The organism is Ruegeria sp. (assembly GCF_040830605.1).
Lineage (GTDB): Bacteria > Pseudomonadota > Alphaproteobacteria > Rhodobacterales > Rhodobacteraceae > Ruegeria.
Map to the genome: position 1 here is coordinate 505,916 of NZ_JBFOMD010000001.1, position 16,398 is coordinate 522,313.

The following is a 16,398-nucleotide window of genomic DNA, read 5'->3' on the forward strand; positions in this document are numbered from 1 at the left end:
CAAGCCGGGTAGGGCGCGTTACCTCTTGTCGGAACCCAATCGAGGAGCGCCCGATATGAGCAGCCTGATCCAGATCCGTTTCCAGTCCACCGATATTGACGCTGTGGCCACCAGCGAAGGGCGGGTGGCAGTTATCGTCACGCCCGACGGCAAGCTGGACAAGGCCGCGCGGCGGGCCAACCGGGTGACGAAGGGTGCCGTGGCGCGCCTGATCGAAAGCAAGCGGTTCGAAAAGGCCAAGACTGGGCAGGTGATCTCGTTGGCCTGGCCCGCCGGTATGGCTGCCGAGGCGCTGGATGTGCTGGTTCTGCCGCGCCGCACGGATGCGACCGAGGCCCGCAAGGCCGGCGTGGCGCTTGCCAAAGCGGCGGATGGCAAGCCGCTGCTTCTGATGGCTGGCAGCCAGGGGAAGATCGAGGAACTTGCGGCCGGCATAGCACTGCGCGCCTATAGTTTCGATGCCCACAAGACCGGCGACGAGGATGAGGCGGAAAGCTCGGACAAGGGCGATGTGGTGATCCATCATTCCAAGCCGGATCTGGCCGAGGCGACTTTTGCCCCGCTCATGGCCGTCGCCGAAGGCGTGCACATGACCCGCGATCTGGTCAACGAACCCGCCAACGTGCTGACCACCACCGAGTTTGCCGACCGGCTAGACGAGATGAAGGCGCTGGGCCTTGAGGTGGAAGTGCTGGAAGAGGACAAGCTGGCCGAGCTGGGCATGCGCACGCTGCTGAGCGTGGGGCAGGGCTCGGACAGCCCCTCGAAGGTTGTGGTGATGCAGTGGAAGGGCGGGGACAAGAACGATGCACCGCTGGCGCTGGTTGGTAAGGGCGTGGTGTTCGACACCGGCGGCATCTCGCTGAAACCCTCGGGCGGCATGGAAGACATGACCATGGACATGGGCGGGGCCGGGGTGGTCGCGGGCGCCATGCGGGCGCTGGCCCTGCGCAAGGCCAAGGCTAATGTGGTGGGTCTTGTGGGGCTGGTCGAGAACATGCCCTCGGGCAACGCCTCGCGCCCCGGCGACGTGGTCCGCTCGATGAAGGGCGATACGGTCGAGATCATCAACACCGATGCCGAGGGCCGCTTGGTCCTGTGCGACGTGATGTGGTACGCGCAGGAACGGTTCCAGCCGGTGGGCATGATCGACCTAGCCACCTTGACCGGCGCCATCATCGTCGGGCTGGGGCACGAGAATGCGGGCGTGTTCTCGAACAACGACACGTTCTGCAATGCCTTCCTCAAGGCGGCCGATGCCGAGGATGAGGGCGCTTGGAGGATGCCGCTCGGCAAGGCCTATGACGACCTGCTGAAATCGCGCATCGCGGATATGAAGAACGTGGGCGGACGGCCCGCAGGCTCGATCACCGCGGCGCAATTCCTGCAACGCTTCGTCAAGGACGAAACCCCGTGGATTCACCTCGACATCGCGGGCGTCGCCTCGGTCAAGTCCGATACCTCCTACGCGCCCAAGGGTGCGACCGGTTGGGGCGTGCGGGCGCTCAGCCGGTTCGTGCAGGACAATTTCGAGTAAATCCCATGGGAGCCGCCTATTTCTACCACCTGACCCGCCGCCCGCTGGAAGAGACCCTGCCGGTCCTGCTGGGCAAGGCGCGGCAGGCCGGGTGGGCGATCGCGGTGCGCGGCACCGATCCGGGGCGGCTCGATTGGCTGGACGAGAAACTGTGGCTGGGGCCGGATGACGGGTTCCTGCCGCACGGCCGCGCGGGCGGCCCGCATGACGCGATGCAGCCAATCCTGCTGACCACCGAGACGGAGGCGGCAAACGCGCCGACTTGCGTCATGGCCATCGACGGCGCGGCGGTATATGCGGAAGAGGTCGCGGCGCTGGAGCGGGTCTGCATCCTGTTCGACGGCAACGACCCGCAGGCGGTCCAGCACGCGCGCGGTCAGTGGAAGGCGCTGACGGAGGCAGGGTGCGCGGCCCAATACTGGTCCGAGGAATCGGGCCGGTGGGAGAAAAAGGCCGAGGCCTGAGCACTCATTCCCGCCAGTCGACAACCTCTGACAGATCTGCCCGTTCGGTGCGAAAACCGTTGGCGGGGTGGTCCGCGTCCGGATAGCCAAAGGAGATGGCACAGAGGATCAGGCGGTCCTCGGGGATGTCGAAATAGCGGTGCAGGAACGGCCCGTATGAGGCCACGGCAGCTTGCGGGATGGAGGCAATGCCAAGCGCTTCGGCCGCCAAGGTAAAGGCGGTGACGAAGCCGCCGCAATCCATCGCGCCGTAGGGCCCCAACTCGGCGGGGCTGGAGACGATCGTGCAGTGCGGAGCGCCGAACAGGGAGAAGTTCTGCATCATCTGACGGGCCGATCCGGCGCGGTCGCCTTTCTCCACTCCAACAGCCTCGTATAGCGCCCATCCGCAGGCGCGGCGGCGGTCCTGATAGACGCCGGAATACGAAGTGGGAAAGGGTAGGTCGGGGGCGGGGGAGCCTGTGGCCGCCTCTTGTAACAGGGCGGCGCGGAAGGCGTCGGTTTCGGTGCCGCTGGTGATGGTCACGTGCCAGGGTTGGGCGTTGCACCAGCTGGGCGCACGCCTTGCGCTGGCGATGACCTGCTCGATCTGTTCGCGTGGTACCGGGTCCGGCAGGAAGGCCCGGCAGGAATGTCGCCGTGCCAGCAGATCGTCCAGATCGGTCAGGGTCATCTCGGCTCCTCTCTCGGCGTTGCGGCGCAGAATGGCGGCGGGATCGGCACTGTGCAAGAGGCCAATCTGGCCCTGGATTGAGCCCGACCAAGGACAGTTTCGCGCGATCATGCGATCCTTATCGCAAAGCTGAAAAAGGAGGACTGACCATGGTTGAAAAATCCGATCACGCCGGCCTCTGGCCGTCGCTCTACGACCCGTTCCGCCATTTCGGCGCCAAGCTGGCCGACTGGCTGAACCCTGCCACCGAAGCCTCGGGCAATGACGACGCGTATGACATCTCGATGGAACTGCCCGGTGTTTCGGACGAGGATATCGAGTTGATCGTCGAGGATGGCGTCGTCACCATCCGGGGTGAGAAGAAGACCCATGAAGAGAAGAAGGGTGACACCTGGTATTTCTCGGAACGCCAGTACGGTGCCTTCCGCCGCTCGTTCCGGCTGCCCGAGGATGCGGATGGGGCCAAGGCAAGCGCCGCGATGAAGGACGGCGTGCTGCATGTGACGGTGCCCAAGAAGGCGCTGGAGAAACGCGACACCTCGCGCCGGATCGAGATTTCCCGGAGCTGAAAACCCCGGGAAAACGCGGCCGGGTCCGAACTGGCTACTGGCCAGTGGCGGCCAGATAGCCGACCCCGGCCGCAACCAGCAGGCCAAGCACCACGGCGATGGTGATCTTGATCGCCGACCAGGGCCGTTCGCCCTGCACCCGGCCCGTGCGGCCATTGACCACGAACCGGTAGGTCTGTCCGCGATACTTGTAGGCGGCCATCCACACCGGCAGCAGGATGTGTTTGAAGGTCACATCGCGCACGGCGGTCTCCATCGCGTGAATACGCTGCCGGTCGCCGCCGATGTCAAAGCGCACGTCCCGCTCGATCACCCGCGCCATGTAGGCACGCGCCTCGGCATGGCCCTCGGCCAGTTCGACCGTATAGGCCTCGGCCCGGAACCCGGCCAAGTATTCGGGCTGATAGGGCTCCAGCGCCGGCAGGTCCCAGGGTTCCAGCGCATCCGTATAGGATTTGGGAAGGGAGCGTGAGGCCAGCACCAGCACATCGTCGAAGAACCGCGCCACCCGGCCTGACTTAGGGCTCCAGCGGACCTTGGGCACCTGTTGCTTTACTCGCTTGCCGTCGCGCATCACGGTGTGGGTTTCGTAATAGACCACGCCGCGCTCACCCCGATATGCGGTCTGAGTATCGGCATCGAAGGTCCAGTAGGGGACATAGATCCCCTGCATCCGGCGTCCCTTGCGCGCATAGTCCTTAAGGCCATTGGGCGCGAACCACAGACCGCCCAGCCAGTCGCTCATTGCCTTATGGGCCGTGCGTTCGTCCAACGCAAAGGGCAGAACGCCACGCGGCTTGATATGGCGGCTGATGCCGGTATCGGTGACCACCGGAGTGGCGCAGAACGGGCATTCGGCGGCATGGGTGTCGGGGTCGAACTCAACCTGCGCCGCGCAGTTCGGGCAGGTGAGAACCCGCGTTTCCTCGATCTCGGCGTCGGGAAGTTGCTGGGCGATGGCCGTGTCGAAATCCATCTCGCGCAGCGCGGCCCCTTTCCACGGGCCTGCGCCGATCGGCTCGGAGTACCCGCAATGGTCACAGGTCAGTGCTCCGTCACCCGGATTGAACCGGTAATCCGCCCCACACTGGTTGCAGGGAAAGCGGTGTTCTTCCGGGCCTGGTGCCGACTTGGAAGAACCGGGTGGGGGCGGAATATCGATCATCGGGCAAACCCTTGCAGCTCAGCCTTTCTGGGACAATCTCATGCGATTGAGCGCCCCGTCCTTGCGGATGGCATGATGCCATATGGCAAGGACGGCGTGACCAAGGGCGACCAGCAACAGCGCGTTCGAGGCCGTTTCATGCGCCTCTCCGGCTGCCCGAACCCCCCCGAACCACGCTAGGGCGCCCAAGGCGGGAACGGCGATCATCAGCAGATAGATCACGCGATGCCCCCAATGGGCCGCCTTCTCCATCATTTCGGTCGAGCCGGGCAACGCGCCGGGCGCGCCCTGTACGCGGCGCAGCACCAGCCGGATCAGGATCAGTACAAAGACGGCGCATCCCAGCCAGACATGAGGGGTGCTGCCTTCGAATCCGGTGGTGCCGCTGTCGAAGCGCGCGCGCAGCACGCGGCCCATGTTGTCGCCGGTCAGCCAGGCGGCGAGAATCAGAATGGCAACCAGCCAGTGCAGAATGATCTGCGCTTTGGAGTATTCGGTACGTGTGGACACTAGCATTCTCCTTGAGTTTGGCATTCGCGCAGATCTTCTACGCGCCAGTGTACACATTCCGTCGCATTACATTCCCGGCGGCGGCGGCGGCAGGATGGTGAAAAGCTGCGCCAGTTCCTGCACGTCACCCGCCCGTTTCCAGCCGTCCTGACCGGCGGTCCAGACATAGGTTTCGCGCGTGATCTCTCCCTCGGTTGCCATGCGACCCATCTTGGCTTTCGAGAACGGGCCGCTGGTCTGCCCGTCGACCGCGATATGCCACACATGCTCGACCGGCGGCGGGGGCGGCGGGGCCACAGGCGATACCGGTGCGGCGGCAGCGGGGGCGGACGCGCCCCACGGGCCGCTCGGGTGACCCGCTGCCATGTTCGACATTTGCTGCGCCATCGCCATGCCCATCCCCATGCCGAGACCGGCGCCCATGCCGCCGCCTCCGCCGGGGTTGTTGGCAGCGGCCGTCATCGCCTCGGCTGCCGAATACTGGGTGAACTTGCCCAGATCGCCCGCCAGACCCATCGAGGTGCGCTTGTCCAGTGCCGCTTCGACCGCGGGCGGCAGCGAGATGTTCTCGATGTAGAACTCCGGCATCTCCAGCCCGTAGCCCTCCAGCACCGGCGACACCTCGGCGGCGATCAGCTTGCCCAGATCGGCGGTGTTGGCGGCCATGTCCAGAACCGGGATGCCCGAGCCGGCGATCACGCGCGAGAACTCCTGCACGATGATGTTGCGGATCTGAAAGCTGATCTCGTCCATGGTAAACTCGCCATCGGTGCCGACGATTTCGACCAGGAACCGCGCCGGATCCTTCACCCGCACCGTATAGGTGCCGTACGCGCGGATGCGGGTCGGCCCAAATTCCGGATCGCGCAGCATGATCGGGTTCTTGGTGCCCCATTTGAGGTCGTTGAACCGGGTGGTGTTGACGAAGTAGATCTCGGATTTGAACGGTGACTGGAACGCGTGATCCCAATGTTGCAGCGTCGTCATGATCGGCATGTTGTTGGTCTCGAGCATGTAAAGGCCCGGCGTGAACACATCCGCCAGTTGCCCTTCATGCACGAACACCGCCGACTGCCCTTCGCGCACGGTCAGCTTGGCGCCGTACTTGATCTCGTGCCCTTCGCGTTCGAATCGCCAGACCATGGTGTCGCGGCTGTCGTCCACCCAGTGGATGACGTCAATGAACTCACCTTTTAGAAAATCGAAAATGCCCATGGGTCTTCTCCTGTCATGCGGGTCAGAGTGACTGGCCCATCAGTTCACGCGCGATGATCCGGGCCACCGGGCGGGCCTGTTCGGCTGTCATTCCCGGTTTCAGCCGGGGGTCGTACAGCATCTCCAACAGCTTTTCGTCGTGGCTGGTCAGCAGCGCGAATTCGTCGTCGTCGTTGAAGATCGAAGGCCGCGCCGCGGGGCTGTCATTGGGCAGGCCCAGACCTTGCGCGATTTCCTCGTGAATGCAGCTCAGCCGCACAAGATCGGGGTGTTCGGCCCGGATCAGCGCGACGGCGCGGGTGTAGGTATAGGGAGAGCCGCCGCCAGCGGTGGCAAAGACAAAGCAGTAGAAAGAGCGCGGCAGATCCTCGAACAGGTCGAGCTGCGCCTGACCGATATTGGGGATCAACTGGCGCAGGCGGTTCTGCACATAAGTAGTGTCGTCTTTGCCCGCGACAAAAACCAGAAAGTTGGCGTTGCGGCTCGTCGTTGTGCTGATCGAATGGCGCGAAACCCGCCCCAGCCGGGCGGCGTAGGATTCGACGCTGGTCTTGTCTTTCTCGCGCCGCTCCAGCGCTACGCTCGGCCCGAATTCGGTGCGGATGCGCACCGGGGCGGACCAGCGGCTAAGCTGACCGCTGGTTCGGCGGCCGGTCGCTGACACGGCTTGTCCGGGGTATTCGTCATAAAAGGCGATGGCCTCAAAATTGCGCGCCAGATCTTCGGCATCATAGGGCGTGTCCGGCCCTCCGCCATCGGTACGCAGCAGGCCCCGGGTCAGCAGATCGTTTTGCACCCTCTGATAGTAGCGCGCCAAATCCAGGCTGGCCGCAGACGGGGCAGTCACTGCGGGCGCGGGCTGGGTCAGGCCCGCCGGGCGGGCTTGCGGGGCCGGAACCGACTGCAATACGGGCTCGCACGCGGCAAGGGCCGTCAGGGCGGTCAAAGCCCAGACAACCCCCAAATGTCTGCCGGTGCGCGCCTGCAAGGGTCAGCCCGGAACGGCGGTGGCGGCGGTGTCGCCCAGCCCGTCGCGCCGTGCCTTGGCCGCAGCCAGCGTATCGCGCAGTTCGGCCTCCATCTTTTTCAGCTCCTCTTCTGCGGCGGCGCGCTTGGCCTTGCCTTCGTCGGCGATCTGCAGGCTTTCCTGAATGGTGCCGATCAGATCCGCGTTGGCCTGTTTCACGGCTTCGATGTCGAAGACGCCGCGCTCCATCTCCTGCCGGATCATCTTGTTGCTTTCGCGCAGATTGGCCGCGTTGGCGGTGAGCAGCTCGTTGGTCAGATCGTTGGCGTCGCGCACTGCTGCCGCAGCCTCGGCGCTGCGCTGGATGGTGACGGCCTGCGCCAGTTGCGTTTCCCACAGCGGCACGGTGTTGACCAGCGTCGAGTTGATCTTGGTCACCAGCGACTTGTCGTTTTCCTGCACCAGCCGGATCGACGGCAGCGACTGCATGGTCACCTGGCGCGTCAGCTTGAGGTCGTGCACGCGGCGTTCCAGATCGTCGCGCGCGGCGCGCAGGTCGCGCAGTTCCTGCGCCTGCATCACCTGCTGGTCCTCGGGCGCGGCCTGAACCTCAGCCTCTTTTTCGGGGATGTCATGGCTGTCCAGCTCGGTCAGCTTTTCCTCGCCCGCAGCGATGTAGAGCGCCAGTTCGTCGTAGAAATCGAGGGTCTTTTCATAAAGCAGATCCAGCGATTTGATGTCCTTGAGCAGCGTGTGCTCATGCCCCAGCAGGTCGTCGGTGACTTTGTCGATCTGGTTCTGCACGGTCTCGAAACGGGCGGTGAACTTGGCAAAGGGCGCGGCGCGGCCCAGCAGTCTTTCCCACCACGACCGCTCGCGGCGCACATCCAGTTCGCTGACCGAAAAGCCGCGAATGGTCGTCACGATATTGCGCAGACTGTCGCCGGCGGGGCCCACATCCTTGTTGCGCACATCCGCCAGCATCGCCTGACTGATTTCCTGCAACTCGGCCTGTGCCGCCGAGCCGAACGACACGATCGAGTTGGTGTCACCCATGTCGATCTCGCCCATGCGCTTGCGGATTTCGGTGCCTACGGGTTCGTCCGCCTCTTCCAGCGGCACGACATCGGCCTGCGGTTCGGGCAGGGCCACTGCGGTGACTTCGTGCACCAGGGTTTCGGCCTCAATGGCCTTGTTCTTGATCGCATCGGACATGAAACGCTTCCTCACTCAAATGGTCCAGTCAGTCCAGCCGGACACCTTCGCGCTGCAGCCGGTCGCGCAGCACATCGATTTCCACGGTCAGATCGCTGCGGTCGTCCAGCAGCATCTTGCGGGTTCGGGCGGCAAAATTCTGTTCGAGATCGTCGAGCAGCGCCGAGTAGTCGGTCAGGGCCTGCGCATCGCGGGTGCGGGCGTAGACATCGGCGAACTTCACCGTCGCATCGCGCGCGCCCTGCAGATAGACGGTCAGGTATTTGCGGGCGCCGCTAAGGTCGCGAGGGTCTTCCTCGACCGTGCGGAACAACTCGCGCGCGGCGGTCTGGAACCGCTCGACCCGCGCCTCCATCCGGCGGTCGCCCGCGCGGGTGATGGCGTCGGACATGGCGGTCAGATAGGCTTCTGCCTCGTTCACCGCACGAGCAACCCGGTCCTGCTGAAAGGTATCGACGCCCTCCATCCCCTTATCCTTGAGCGGATCGAGACCGAAGGCCAGGGAATGCAGAACGGTACCTGCCAGACCATATAGGACCGGGGCCAGCAGGCTGACCTGTGCGACGGTCTCGGCATCCAGATAGTCATTGCGAAAGGCGGCAAGCCCTGCGCCGGTGCCGGTCAGGACGCTGGCAAAGACCTTGCGCGGAAAGGCGGGCCGCCGGGCCACGCGGCGGGCGTTAAAGGCAGCCTCGGCCCGCAGCCCCTCGCGCAACAGGTAGGCCGCCCCGGTCAGCAGACCGGCGGCCACAAGACCCAGCGTCATGCCGATGGCGCCATCGTTGAGGGACAGAAATACCAGCGGGATCGCCGGCGCGAACATGACATTCGCCCGTGCGCCCACGGGATCCACGCGCGCGCCCTCGAACTGGTTGCGTTCCGGCTGCTCGGGGGTGTCGGACCCGTCGGGGCTGAACTTGCCGCCATAGCGTTTGGCCATGCGCTCAGAGCCCTCCCAGCAATCCGGTGCAGACACCGAACAACAGCACGAGCAGGGCCGCAAAGGCCATTTTCTGCACTCCGGTCTGAGACATCAGGCTCCCCAAGGTGTCGTGTTCACCGGGAATCTAGAGGATGCGCCCGCGCCAGGCTAGGGGGAAGGTTTGCCTAAAGGTCTCACGCGCGGGGTTTTTTGCCGATGGGCTTGCGGCTGCGTTGGGGACGTTTCGGGCGTTCGGCGCTGCTGGATGCGGTTTTGTCGTCCGCATCCAGCCCTAACTGGTCGCGCAACACCCGGCGGCGGACCTCTTCGACCTCGCCGGGTTTCAGGTTGCCCAGTTGGAACGGGCCGTAGGACACCCGCAGCAGCCGGTTGACCGAGAACCCGATATCCTCCATCGCGCGGCGGATCTCACGGTTCTTGCCTTCGCGCAGGCCCACGGTCAGCCAGGCATTAGCGCCCTGCTGCCGGTCGAGCGTGACCGTCATCGGCTGGAACCGTTCGCCATCAATGACCAGGCCCTTGCGCAGGGGGGCGAAGTCCTCGTCCTTGGGCCGCCCGTTGATCCGCACCCGGTATTTGCGCAGCCAGCCGGTCGAGGGCAGTTCCAGCTTGCGCTTGATGCCACCGTCATTGGTCAGCAGCAGCAACCCCTCGGAGTTCAGGTCCAGCCGCCCGACGCTCATCACCCGGGGCATCTCCTCGGGCAGGTCGTCGAAGATGGTGGCTCGGCCCTTTTCGTCGCGTGCGGTCGTTACGAGCCCGGTGGGTTTGTAGTAGAGCCACAGGCGGGCCGGTTCCGGCTCGGACACCGGTTTACCGTCAACGGTGATCTTGTCCTTGGCGGTCACGTTCAGCGCCGGACTGTCGATGGTCTTGCCGTTGACCGCCACGCGGCCCGCTTCGATCATGCGCTCGGCCTCGCGACGCGAGGCGATGCCCGCGCGGGCAAGGGTCTTGGCGATCCGGTCGCCGGGAGGAGGGGTGTTGCTCATGGACCGGCCATACCTGATCCCGGCGGCTTGCGAAAGCCGGGATTGTGGGGCAGTCAGGGGCATGGTTTTCAGATCATACATGGACCGCGCCTTGCAGGAGGCGCGCGCGGCGGCAGAGCGCGGAGAGGTGCCGGTGGGCGCGGTGATCGTCGGCCCCTCAGGCGAGGTGGTGGCCGCGACGGGCAACCGCACCCGCGAGTGGAACGACCCTACCGCCCATGCTGAGATCGTTGCACTGCGCGCGGCCTGCGCGGCGGCGGGATCGGAGCGGTTGCCGGGGCACGACCTCTACGTGACGCTTGAGCCTTGCGCAATGTGCGCGGCGGCGCTGGCGGCGGCCCGGGTCGCGCGGATCTACTATGGCGCCGCCGATCCGAAATCGGGCGGGGTGGCGCACGGGGCGCGGGTGTTCAGCCATCCGCAGGCGCATCACGTGCCAGAGGTCTATGACGGGATCGGCGCCGAGGAGGCGGAGCGCCTGCTCAAAGGGTTTTTCGCAGAGCGGCGCTAATGGGCTACCATTTCAGGCCGAAAATTCTGTGATCGCCGGGCAGACCTTTCAGGGTAACCGATCTGGGCGCGCTGAAGGTGAGTTCGCTTGGTCCGCCGACCAGCAATTGCGTTGCGTCGGACACGCAGATTTCACCCGGGGCGGCGGCTGCCGCAACCCGCGCCGCCTTGTTCACCACTGTGCCGAAGAAATCGTCATCCGTTTGGATCACGTCCCCGGTGTGAATTCCGATGCGGATCTGGAGCGGCGGTTCATCAGGTTCCTCCGCATTGCGCCGTTGCAGCTCGGCGGCGGCCGTCAAGGCAGCCCGGGCTGAGGAAAAGCTCGACATTGTTCCGTCGCCCAGCGATTTCACCAGCTTTCCGTTCTGCGCTTCGATCGTGTCACGGGCGAGATCGAGGTGTTTTTGTACCGCATCGGTCCAGATCCGATCCCCCAACATCTCAGCGATGGCCGAGGAATTGACGATATCAGTGAACATGACCGATGCCATACCTTCGCGCTGGTCCTGGCGAAACCCGTCGCGTGCCGCTGCAACCAGCGCGTCCAATGCCTTATGCTCGATGCCGATTTTCTCCATGTTGGGGACCGGATTCGACACGTGGCAGTGAACGATCTTCCAAACGCCGTCTTCGAGATGCAGCACAAAGGTGAACCGGTGCACCATGGCCTTTTCGTTGCTGGCAAAGCGTAGAGTGGCAACGCAGTGGGCCCAGCCGACCGCGCCGCACTCAAAGGCCTCAAGACTGTGCTCGTCCCAGTCATATTCCGGGATTTCGGCCACGTGATCGGGAAAGCCCTTTCGGAACAGAGACCCGGACCAGCTCTCCCCTTCGGCTGAGCCCTGGTACCGCAGGTATTCAGAGGTCGACAGCATGTTGGAGAGCGCGGCGCTGTCCTTGGCATGAACCGCTTCGTTCCAGCGTCGCACCACGGCGATCAGTTCTGGCGAGGGGCGGACAGGCTGGGTCATACCGGTTTCACGACAAGATCGCGGGGCATGTCGGCCAGGGGTTTGCCACCCTCCGGGGTGACCACAAAGCTTTCGGTGATTGCCAGACCCCAGTCCGGTGTCCAGAGGCCCGGCATCAGGTGAAAGGTCATGTTCTCCTGCAACGGCGTCGTGTCGCCTGGGCGCAGGCTCATGGTGCGTTCGCCCCAGTCGGGCGGGTAGCTGAGCCCGATGGGATAGCCGGTTCGGTTGGCCTTGACATAGCCCGTGCGCGCGAAGCTTTCGTAGACGCAGGCCGCCACTTCTTCGCAGGTCACGCCGGGGCGGGCGGCGGCAAAGGCGTCTTCGATGGCGGTCAGCACCGCTGCCTCGGCGCGGCGGATATCGGCGGGCGGGTCGCCGAGAAAGAGCGTCCGGCTGCCAGGGCAGTGATAGCGGCGGAAACACCCTGAGACCTCGAAATAGGTGGCCTCGCCTGCAGTCAGTGGTCGGTCGTTCCAGGTGATGTGCGAGGCCGATGCCTCGCGCCCCGAGGGCGCGATGGGCGCGATGGCGGGATAATCCCCGGGCAGCCCGGGGAGCCCGGCCACGCCCGCCGCCTGCACCTGCGCCACCAGTTCATGTTTGGGCACGCCTTCGCGAAACCCCTCGCGCAGCACAGAATGCATATGCGCCGTCAGCCGCCCGGCTTTGCGCATCATGTCCAGCTCGGTGCTGCTCTTGACCGCGCGCTGCCAGTTCACCAGCCCGGTCGCATCGCTCAACGCCTCACGGCCAAAGGCCTGTTCCAACACCCGGTGGCTGGCCGCCGAGTAATAGTAGTTGTCCATCTCGACGCCCAGATTGCGGGTCCAGCCGTGATCGCGCAGCAGGGTTACCAGCGCCTCGACCGGGTGGTGGTCGGGGTGCTGGACATGCTCTTCGGGCCAGTCATGCAGGTCCGAGGCGTCAAGCCATGTCGTCTGTGCCGCGCCCGCCTTATCCTGCGTGCGCCCCCACCAGAGCGGCGTGCCCTCGACGGGCAGGATGACCATCTGGGGGACATAGAAGCTCCACCCGTCATAGCCGGTCAGCCAGGCCATGTTCGACGGGTCCGCCACCAGCAGCGTGTCGATCCCCTGCGCCGCCATCGCCGATCTCGTCTTGGCGATCCGCGCGGCATATTCGGCCCGGCTGAAATCCGAGGCGGGCATCAGAGCGCGATGCCCTGCATCACCTGGGGCTCGATCACATCGACCCCCGGCAATCCGTCGATCAGATCCTGTGCCGATTGTTCGAGGATCGGGAAGGTCTTATAGTGGCAGGGGATTACGGTCTTGAAATTAAAGTAGCGCTTGGCCGCGTAGGCCGTGGCCTTCATGTCCATGGTGAAATGCCCACCCGCCGACAGGATGCCGATATCGGGTTTGTAGTAATCCCCCATCCACTCCATGTCGGCCATGATGTCGGTGTCGCCCGAGACATAGAGCATCTTGCCCTCGGTTCGGATCATGTAGCCCACCTCGGTCCCGCCGGTGCGCAGGCCGTCCGGTGTCGAAAAGGTCGAACTGTGCGAGGCGGGCACCATCGATACCATGATGCCGTTCAGGTCCACCGTGCCGCCCTTGTTGAAACCCACGGCCTCGATCCCTTCGGACTCACCCCAGAACCCCATCAGGTCATATTGCCCAACCACCGGCACGCCCAGCTTTTTGGCCAGCGGCAGCACATCCACTACGTGATCGAAATGAGTATGGGTCAGCAGGATATGCGTGGCCCCTTCGACTGCGGCATCGTGATGCTCTTCGGGCAGCGCGGGGTTACCCGAGAGCCAGGGGTCAATCAGCAGCACCTGCCCCTCGGTCTCGATCCGGAAACTGCCATGGCCCAGCCAGATGATATTCATGAAAAAACCTCCCGCATGTCTGGTCGCGGCAGCCTAGCATCGCTTAAGTAAAAATCCATGGACTGGATGCGGCAAATCGACGGGTATTGTGAGCGGCTTGGCCCCGACTACTGGGCCGAGCCGGTGAACGCGGTGACGAACGCGGCGTTTCTGATCGCCGCGTTTGTGATGTGGCGGCGGGTGCGGGGGCAGGGGATGCCGCTGGCCGTGCTGCTGGTGGTCATTCTGGCGGCGATCGGTGTGGGGAGCTATCTGTTCCATACCCATGCGCAGGTCTGGGCGGCGGTGGTGGATGTCGCACCGATCCTGCTGTTCATCCTTGTCTACATCTTTGCGATCAACCGGAATGTCTGGCGTCTGAAGACATGGCAGGCATTGGGTCTGACGGCGCTATTTTTTCCCTACGCAGCGGCGACCGTGCCGCTGTTCCGGCTGATCCCCGGTCTTGGCGACTCGGCGGGTTATGCGCCGGTGCCGTTGCTGATCCTAATCTATGCCGTACTGCTCCGTCACCGAGCGCCGAAGACTGCGCGGGGGCTGGCCGTTGGAGCGTGTGTGTTGATTGTGTCCATCACCTTCCGGTCTTTGGACGTGCCGCTTTGCGGTGTGTGGCCGGTGGGGACGCATTTTCTGTGGCACGTTTTGAACGGGGTGATGCTGGGTTGGATGATCGAGGTTTATCGGCGGTCTCAGGCTCCGAAACTTTCGGTTGGTTGATCCTGACCTGACCAACGCCAAATTAGCCCGGAATCAAGGCACGCAGTGCCGCCGGGCCGCGCCCTCCCTCCCCCAATGGGAGGGCGCATCGGCAATGTGGTGCACCGATGAGCCGTCGTTCGGGGCTTTTGAGATAAACCGCTGACCACAGGCGTTCCGGGCGCCCACCCGAGGGAGGGCTCGGCCCTCGGGTGGGCTAAGCAAGACGGGGTGTTTGCCGTAACCCGCCTGACAAGCCTCCTGCGCCCTTGCGACCCGCCCCACAGAGCGGTAAACGCCCCGTAACGCAGATGAGGTTTCCCATGTCGATTGACCAAAGCACCGCCGCCAAGGTGGCCAAACTGGCCCGGATCAAGGTCGAGGATGACGCGCTGCCCGCGCTGGCCTCGGAGTTCAACACGATCCTGGGGTTCATCGAACAGTTGAACGAGGTGGATGTCGAAGGGGTGGAGCCGATGGTCTCGGTCACGCCTATGCGGCTGAAGCGCCGTCAGGATCAGGTCACCGACGGCAGCCAGCAGGACAAGGTGCTGTCCAACGCCCCCGACTCGCGCGAGGGGTTTTTCGCGGTCCCCAAGGTGGTGGAGTAAGACATGAGCGATCTGAACAAACTGGGCCTGGCCGAAGCCCGCGACGCGCTGCGCAAGGGCGAAACCACATCCGTGGAACTGACCGAGGCTTGCCTGACCGCTATCGACGCAGCGGGTGCGCTGAACGCGTTCGTCCACAAGACGCCCGAGATCGCGATGGAGCGTGCCAAGGCCGCCGATGCGCGGATCAAGGCCGGTGATGCGCCGTCGATGTGCGGGCTGCCCATCGGCATCAAGGACCTGTTCTGCACCAAGGGCGTGCCCTCGCAGGCGGCTTCGAAAATCCTCGAAGGGTTCAAGCCGGAGTACGAATCCACTGTGTCGCAGCAATTGGCCGACTCGGGCGCGGTGATGCTGGGCAAGCTCAACATGGATGAATTTGCCATGGGGAGCAGCAACGAAACCTCGGTCTATGGTAACGCGGTCAGCCCTTGGCGCCGTGGCAATGACGACGCGCAACTGACCCCGGGCGGCTCGTCGGGCGGGTCGGCCTCGGCCGTGGCGGCCGATCTGTGCCTGGCGGCAACCGGCACCGATACCGGCGGTTCGATCCGTCAGCCCGCCGCGTTTGTCGGCATCACTGGCATCAAGCCGACCTATGGCCGTTGCTCGCGCTGGGGCATCGTCGCTTTTGCTTCGTCGCTGGATCAGGCCGGCCCGATGACGAAGAACGTCCGCGACGCGGCGATCATGCTGGAAACCATGTGCGGCCACGACCCCAAGGATTCGACCAGCGCCGAGCTGGCCGTGCCGGACTTCGAGGCGATGCTGACCGGTGACATCAAGGGCAAGAAGATCGGTATCCCCAAGGAATACCGCATGGACGGCATGCCCGCAGAGATCGAGAAGCTCTGGTCAGACGGCGCCGACATGCTGAAGGCGGCGGGTGCCGAGATCGTCGATATCTCGCTGCCGCACACCAAATACGCGCTGCCTGCCTACTACGTGATCGCGCCGGCCGAAGCGTCCTCGAACCTCGCCCGCTATGACGGTGTGCGCTATGGCCGCCGGGCCACGCTGGCGCAGGGCGACGGCATCACCGAGATGTACGAAAAGACCCGCGCCGAAGGCTTCGGCCACGAGGTGCAGCGCCGGGTGATGATCGGCACCTATGTGCTGTCGGCAGGTTTCTACGACGCCTATTACAACCGCGCGCGCCGTGTCCGGACCCTGATCAAGAAGGACTTCGAGGATGTCTTCGCCACCGGCGTCGATGCCATTCTGACCCCGGCCACTCCATCGGCGGCCTTTGGGTTGGGCGAGATGACCGAGGCCGATCCGGTGCAGATGTACCTCAACGACGTCTTCACCGTGACTGTGAACCTTGCGGGGCTGCCCGGTGTCTCGGTGCCTGCCGGGCTGGACAAGCAGGGTCTGCCGCTGGGTCTGCAACTGATCGGGCGTCCGTGGGAAGAGGGCGATCTGCTCAATACCGCCTACGCGCTGGAGAACGCCGCCGGGTTTGTGGCCAAGCCCGCAAAATGGTGGTAATG

17 protein-coding genes and 1 pseudogene are annotated in these 16,398 nt (G+C 64.4%); 7 read left to right on the forward strand and 11 right to left on the reverse strand.

Annotation, left to right across the window (positions count from 1 at the left end):
• Positions 1 to 55 precede the first annotated feature (55 nt).
• Complete coding sequence (locus AB3N21_RS02345) at positions 56 to 1,537, forward strand: leucyl aminopeptidase (RefSeq protein ID WP_367933698.1); 1,482 nt, start codon at positions 56 to 58, stop codon at positions 1,535 to 1,537.
• 5 nt (positions 1,538 to 1,542) lie between these two features.
• The gene (locus AB3N21_RS02350) at positions 1,543 to 2,001 is read left to right on the forward strand and encodes a DNA polymerase III subunit chi (protein ID WP_367933699.1); all 459 of its coding nucleotides are present in this window, start codon (positions 1,543 to 1,545) and stop codon (positions 1,999 to 2,001) included.
• Positions 2,002 to 2,005: 4 nt separating this feature from the next.
• On the opposite strand, the gene AB3N21_RS02355 is transcribed toward AB3N21_RS02350, so the two are convergent.
• Positions 2,006 to 2,674, reverse strand: coding sequence for a nitroreductase (locus AB3N21_RS02355; protein WP_367933700.1), 669 nt, complete (start codon positions 2,672 to 2,674; stop codon positions 2,006 to 2,008).
• 149 nt (positions 2,675 to 2,823) lie between these two features.
• Here AB3N21_RS02355 and AB3N21_RS02360 point away from each other — a divergent pair, with 149 nt between their 5' ends.
• Positions 2,824 to 3,243 (forward strand): Hsp20/alpha crystallin family protein, encoded by a 420-nt coding sequence (locus tag AB3N21_RS02360; RefSeq protein ID WP_367933701.1) that lies wholly within the window; start codon positions 2,824 to 2,826, stop codon positions 3,241 to 3,243.
• A gap of 34 nt (positions 3,244 to 3,277) precedes the next feature.
• On the opposite strand, the gene AB3N21_RS02365 is transcribed toward AB3N21_RS02360, so the two are convergent.
• The 7 genes and pseudogenes from AB3N21_RS02365 to AB3N21_RS02395 form a co-directional block, all read right to left on the reverse strand.
• Positions 3,278 to 4,408, reverse strand: coding sequence for a primosomal protein N' (replication factor Y) - superfamily II helicase (locus AB3N21_RS02365; RefSeq protein WP_367933702.1), 1,131 nt, complete (start codon positions 4,406 to 4,408; stop codon positions 3,278 to 3,280).
• Positions 4,409 to 4,426: 18 nt separating this feature from the next.
• Positions 4,427 to 4,924 carry a cytochrome b gene (locus AB3N21_RS02370; protein WP_367933703.1) on the reverse strand — a complete coding sequence of 166 codons (498 nt, stop codon included), beginning with the start codon at positions 4,922 to 4,924 and terminating at the stop codon, positions 4,427 to 4,429.
• A 60-nt stretch (positions 4,925 to 4,984) separates the two neighbouring features.
• On the reverse strand, positions 4,985 to 6,133 hold the full coding sequence (locus tag AB3N21_RS02375; protein ID WP_367933704.1) for an SPFH domain-containing protein: 1,149 nt from the start codon (positions 6,131 to 6,133) through the stop codon (positions 4,985 to 4,987).
• 22 nt (positions 6,134 to 6,155) lie between these two features.
• Positions 6,156 to 7,040 (reverse strand): DUF2927 domain-containing protein, encoded by an 885-nt coding sequence (locus tag AB3N21_RS02380; RefSeq protein WP_367933705.1) that lies wholly within the window; start codon positions 7,038 to 7,040, stop codon positions 6,156 to 6,158.
• A gap of 84 nt (positions 7,041 to 7,124) precedes the next feature.
• Entirely contained in the window at positions 7,125 to 8,315 is a 1,191-nt protein-coding gene (locus AB3N21_RS02385; protein WP_367933706.1) for a toxic anion resistance protein, read from the reverse strand.
• A 28-nt stretch (positions 8,316 to 8,343) separates the two neighbouring features.
• The gene (locus tag AB3N21_RS02390; RefSeq protein WP_367933707.1) at positions 8,344 to 9,255 is read right to left on the reverse strand and encodes a 5-bromo-4-chloroindolyl phosphate hydrolysis family protein; all 912 of its coding nucleotides are present in this window, start codon (positions 9,253 to 9,255) and stop codon (positions 8,344 to 8,346) included.
• Positions 9,256 to 9,461: 206 nt separating this feature from the next.
• Positions 9,462 to 10,250, reverse strand: a pseudogene (locus AB3N21_RS02395) (pseudouridine synthase); the annotation flags it as partial.
• 61 nt (positions 10,251 to 10,311) lie between these two features.
• On the opposite strand from AB3N21_RS02395, the gene AB3N21_RS02400 reads away from it, so the two are divergent.
• Complete coding sequence (locus AB3N21_RS02400) at positions 10,312 to 10,761, forward strand: nucleoside deaminase (protein WP_367933708.1); 450 nt, start codon at positions 10,312 to 10,314, stop codon at positions 10,759 to 10,761.
• A gap of 4 nt (positions 10,762 to 10,765) precedes the next feature.
• Here the strand turns inward: AB3N21_RS02400 and AB3N21_RS02405 are convergent, their stop codons facing one another.
• From AB3N21_RS02405 to AB3N21_RS02415, 3 genes are read right to left on the reverse strand one after another with little or no spacing between them, the layout of a single operon-like run.
• A complete protein-coding gene (locus AB3N21_RS02405) occupies positions 10,766 to 11,734 on the reverse strand; it encodes a nuclear transport factor 2 family protein (protein WP_367933709.1) in 969 nt (322 codons plus the stop codon).
• The gene (locus AB3N21_RS02410) at positions 11,731 to 12,906 is read right to left on the reverse strand and encodes a M24 family metallopeptidase (RefSeq protein ID WP_367933710.1); all 1,176 of its coding nucleotides are present in this window, start codon (positions 12,904 to 12,906) and stop codon (positions 11,731 to 11,733) included. The genes AB3N21_RS02405 and AB3N21_RS02410 overlap by 4 nt, the downstream gene beginning before the upstream one ends.
• Entirely contained in the window at positions 12,906 to 13,598 is a 693-nt protein-coding gene (locus AB3N21_RS02415) for a metal-dependent hydrolase (RefSeq protein WP_367933711.1), read from the reverse strand. Before AB3N21_RS02415 ends, AB3N21_RS02410 begins: the two co-directional genes overlap by 1 nt.
• A 57-nt stretch (positions 13,599 to 13,655) precedes the next feature.
• Here AB3N21_RS02415 and AB3N21_RS02420 point away from each other — a divergent pair, with 57 nt between their 5' ends.
• The 3 genes from AB3N21_RS02420 (at position 13,656) to gatA (ending at position 16,396) form a co-directional block, all read left to right on the forward strand.
• Positions 13,656 to 14,315: a ceramidase domain-containing protein gene (locus tag AB3N21_RS02420; protein ID WP_367933712.1), complete on the forward strand. Its 660-nt coding sequence runs from the start codon at positions 13,656 to 13,658 to the stop codon at positions 14,313 to 14,315.
• Positions 14,316 to 14,617: 302 nt separating this feature from the next.
• The gene (gene gatC, locus AB3N21_RS02425; protein WP_367933713.1) at positions 14,618 to 14,905 is read left to right on the forward strand and encodes an Asp-tRNA(Asn)/Glu-tRNA(Gln) amidotransferase subunit GatC; all 288 of its coding nucleotides are present in this window, start codon (positions 14,618 to 14,620) and stop codon (positions 14,903 to 14,905) included.
• Between the two features lie 3 nt (positions 14,906 to 14,908).
• Positions 14,909 to 16,396 (forward strand): Asp-tRNA(Asn)/Glu-tRNA(Gln) amidotransferase subunit GatA, encoded by a 1,488-nt coding sequence (gatA, locus tag AB3N21_RS02430; RefSeq protein ID WP_367933714.1) that lies wholly within the window; start codon positions 14,909 to 14,911, stop codon positions 16,394 to 16,396.
• Positions 16,397 to 16,398 lie beyond the last annotated feature (2 nt).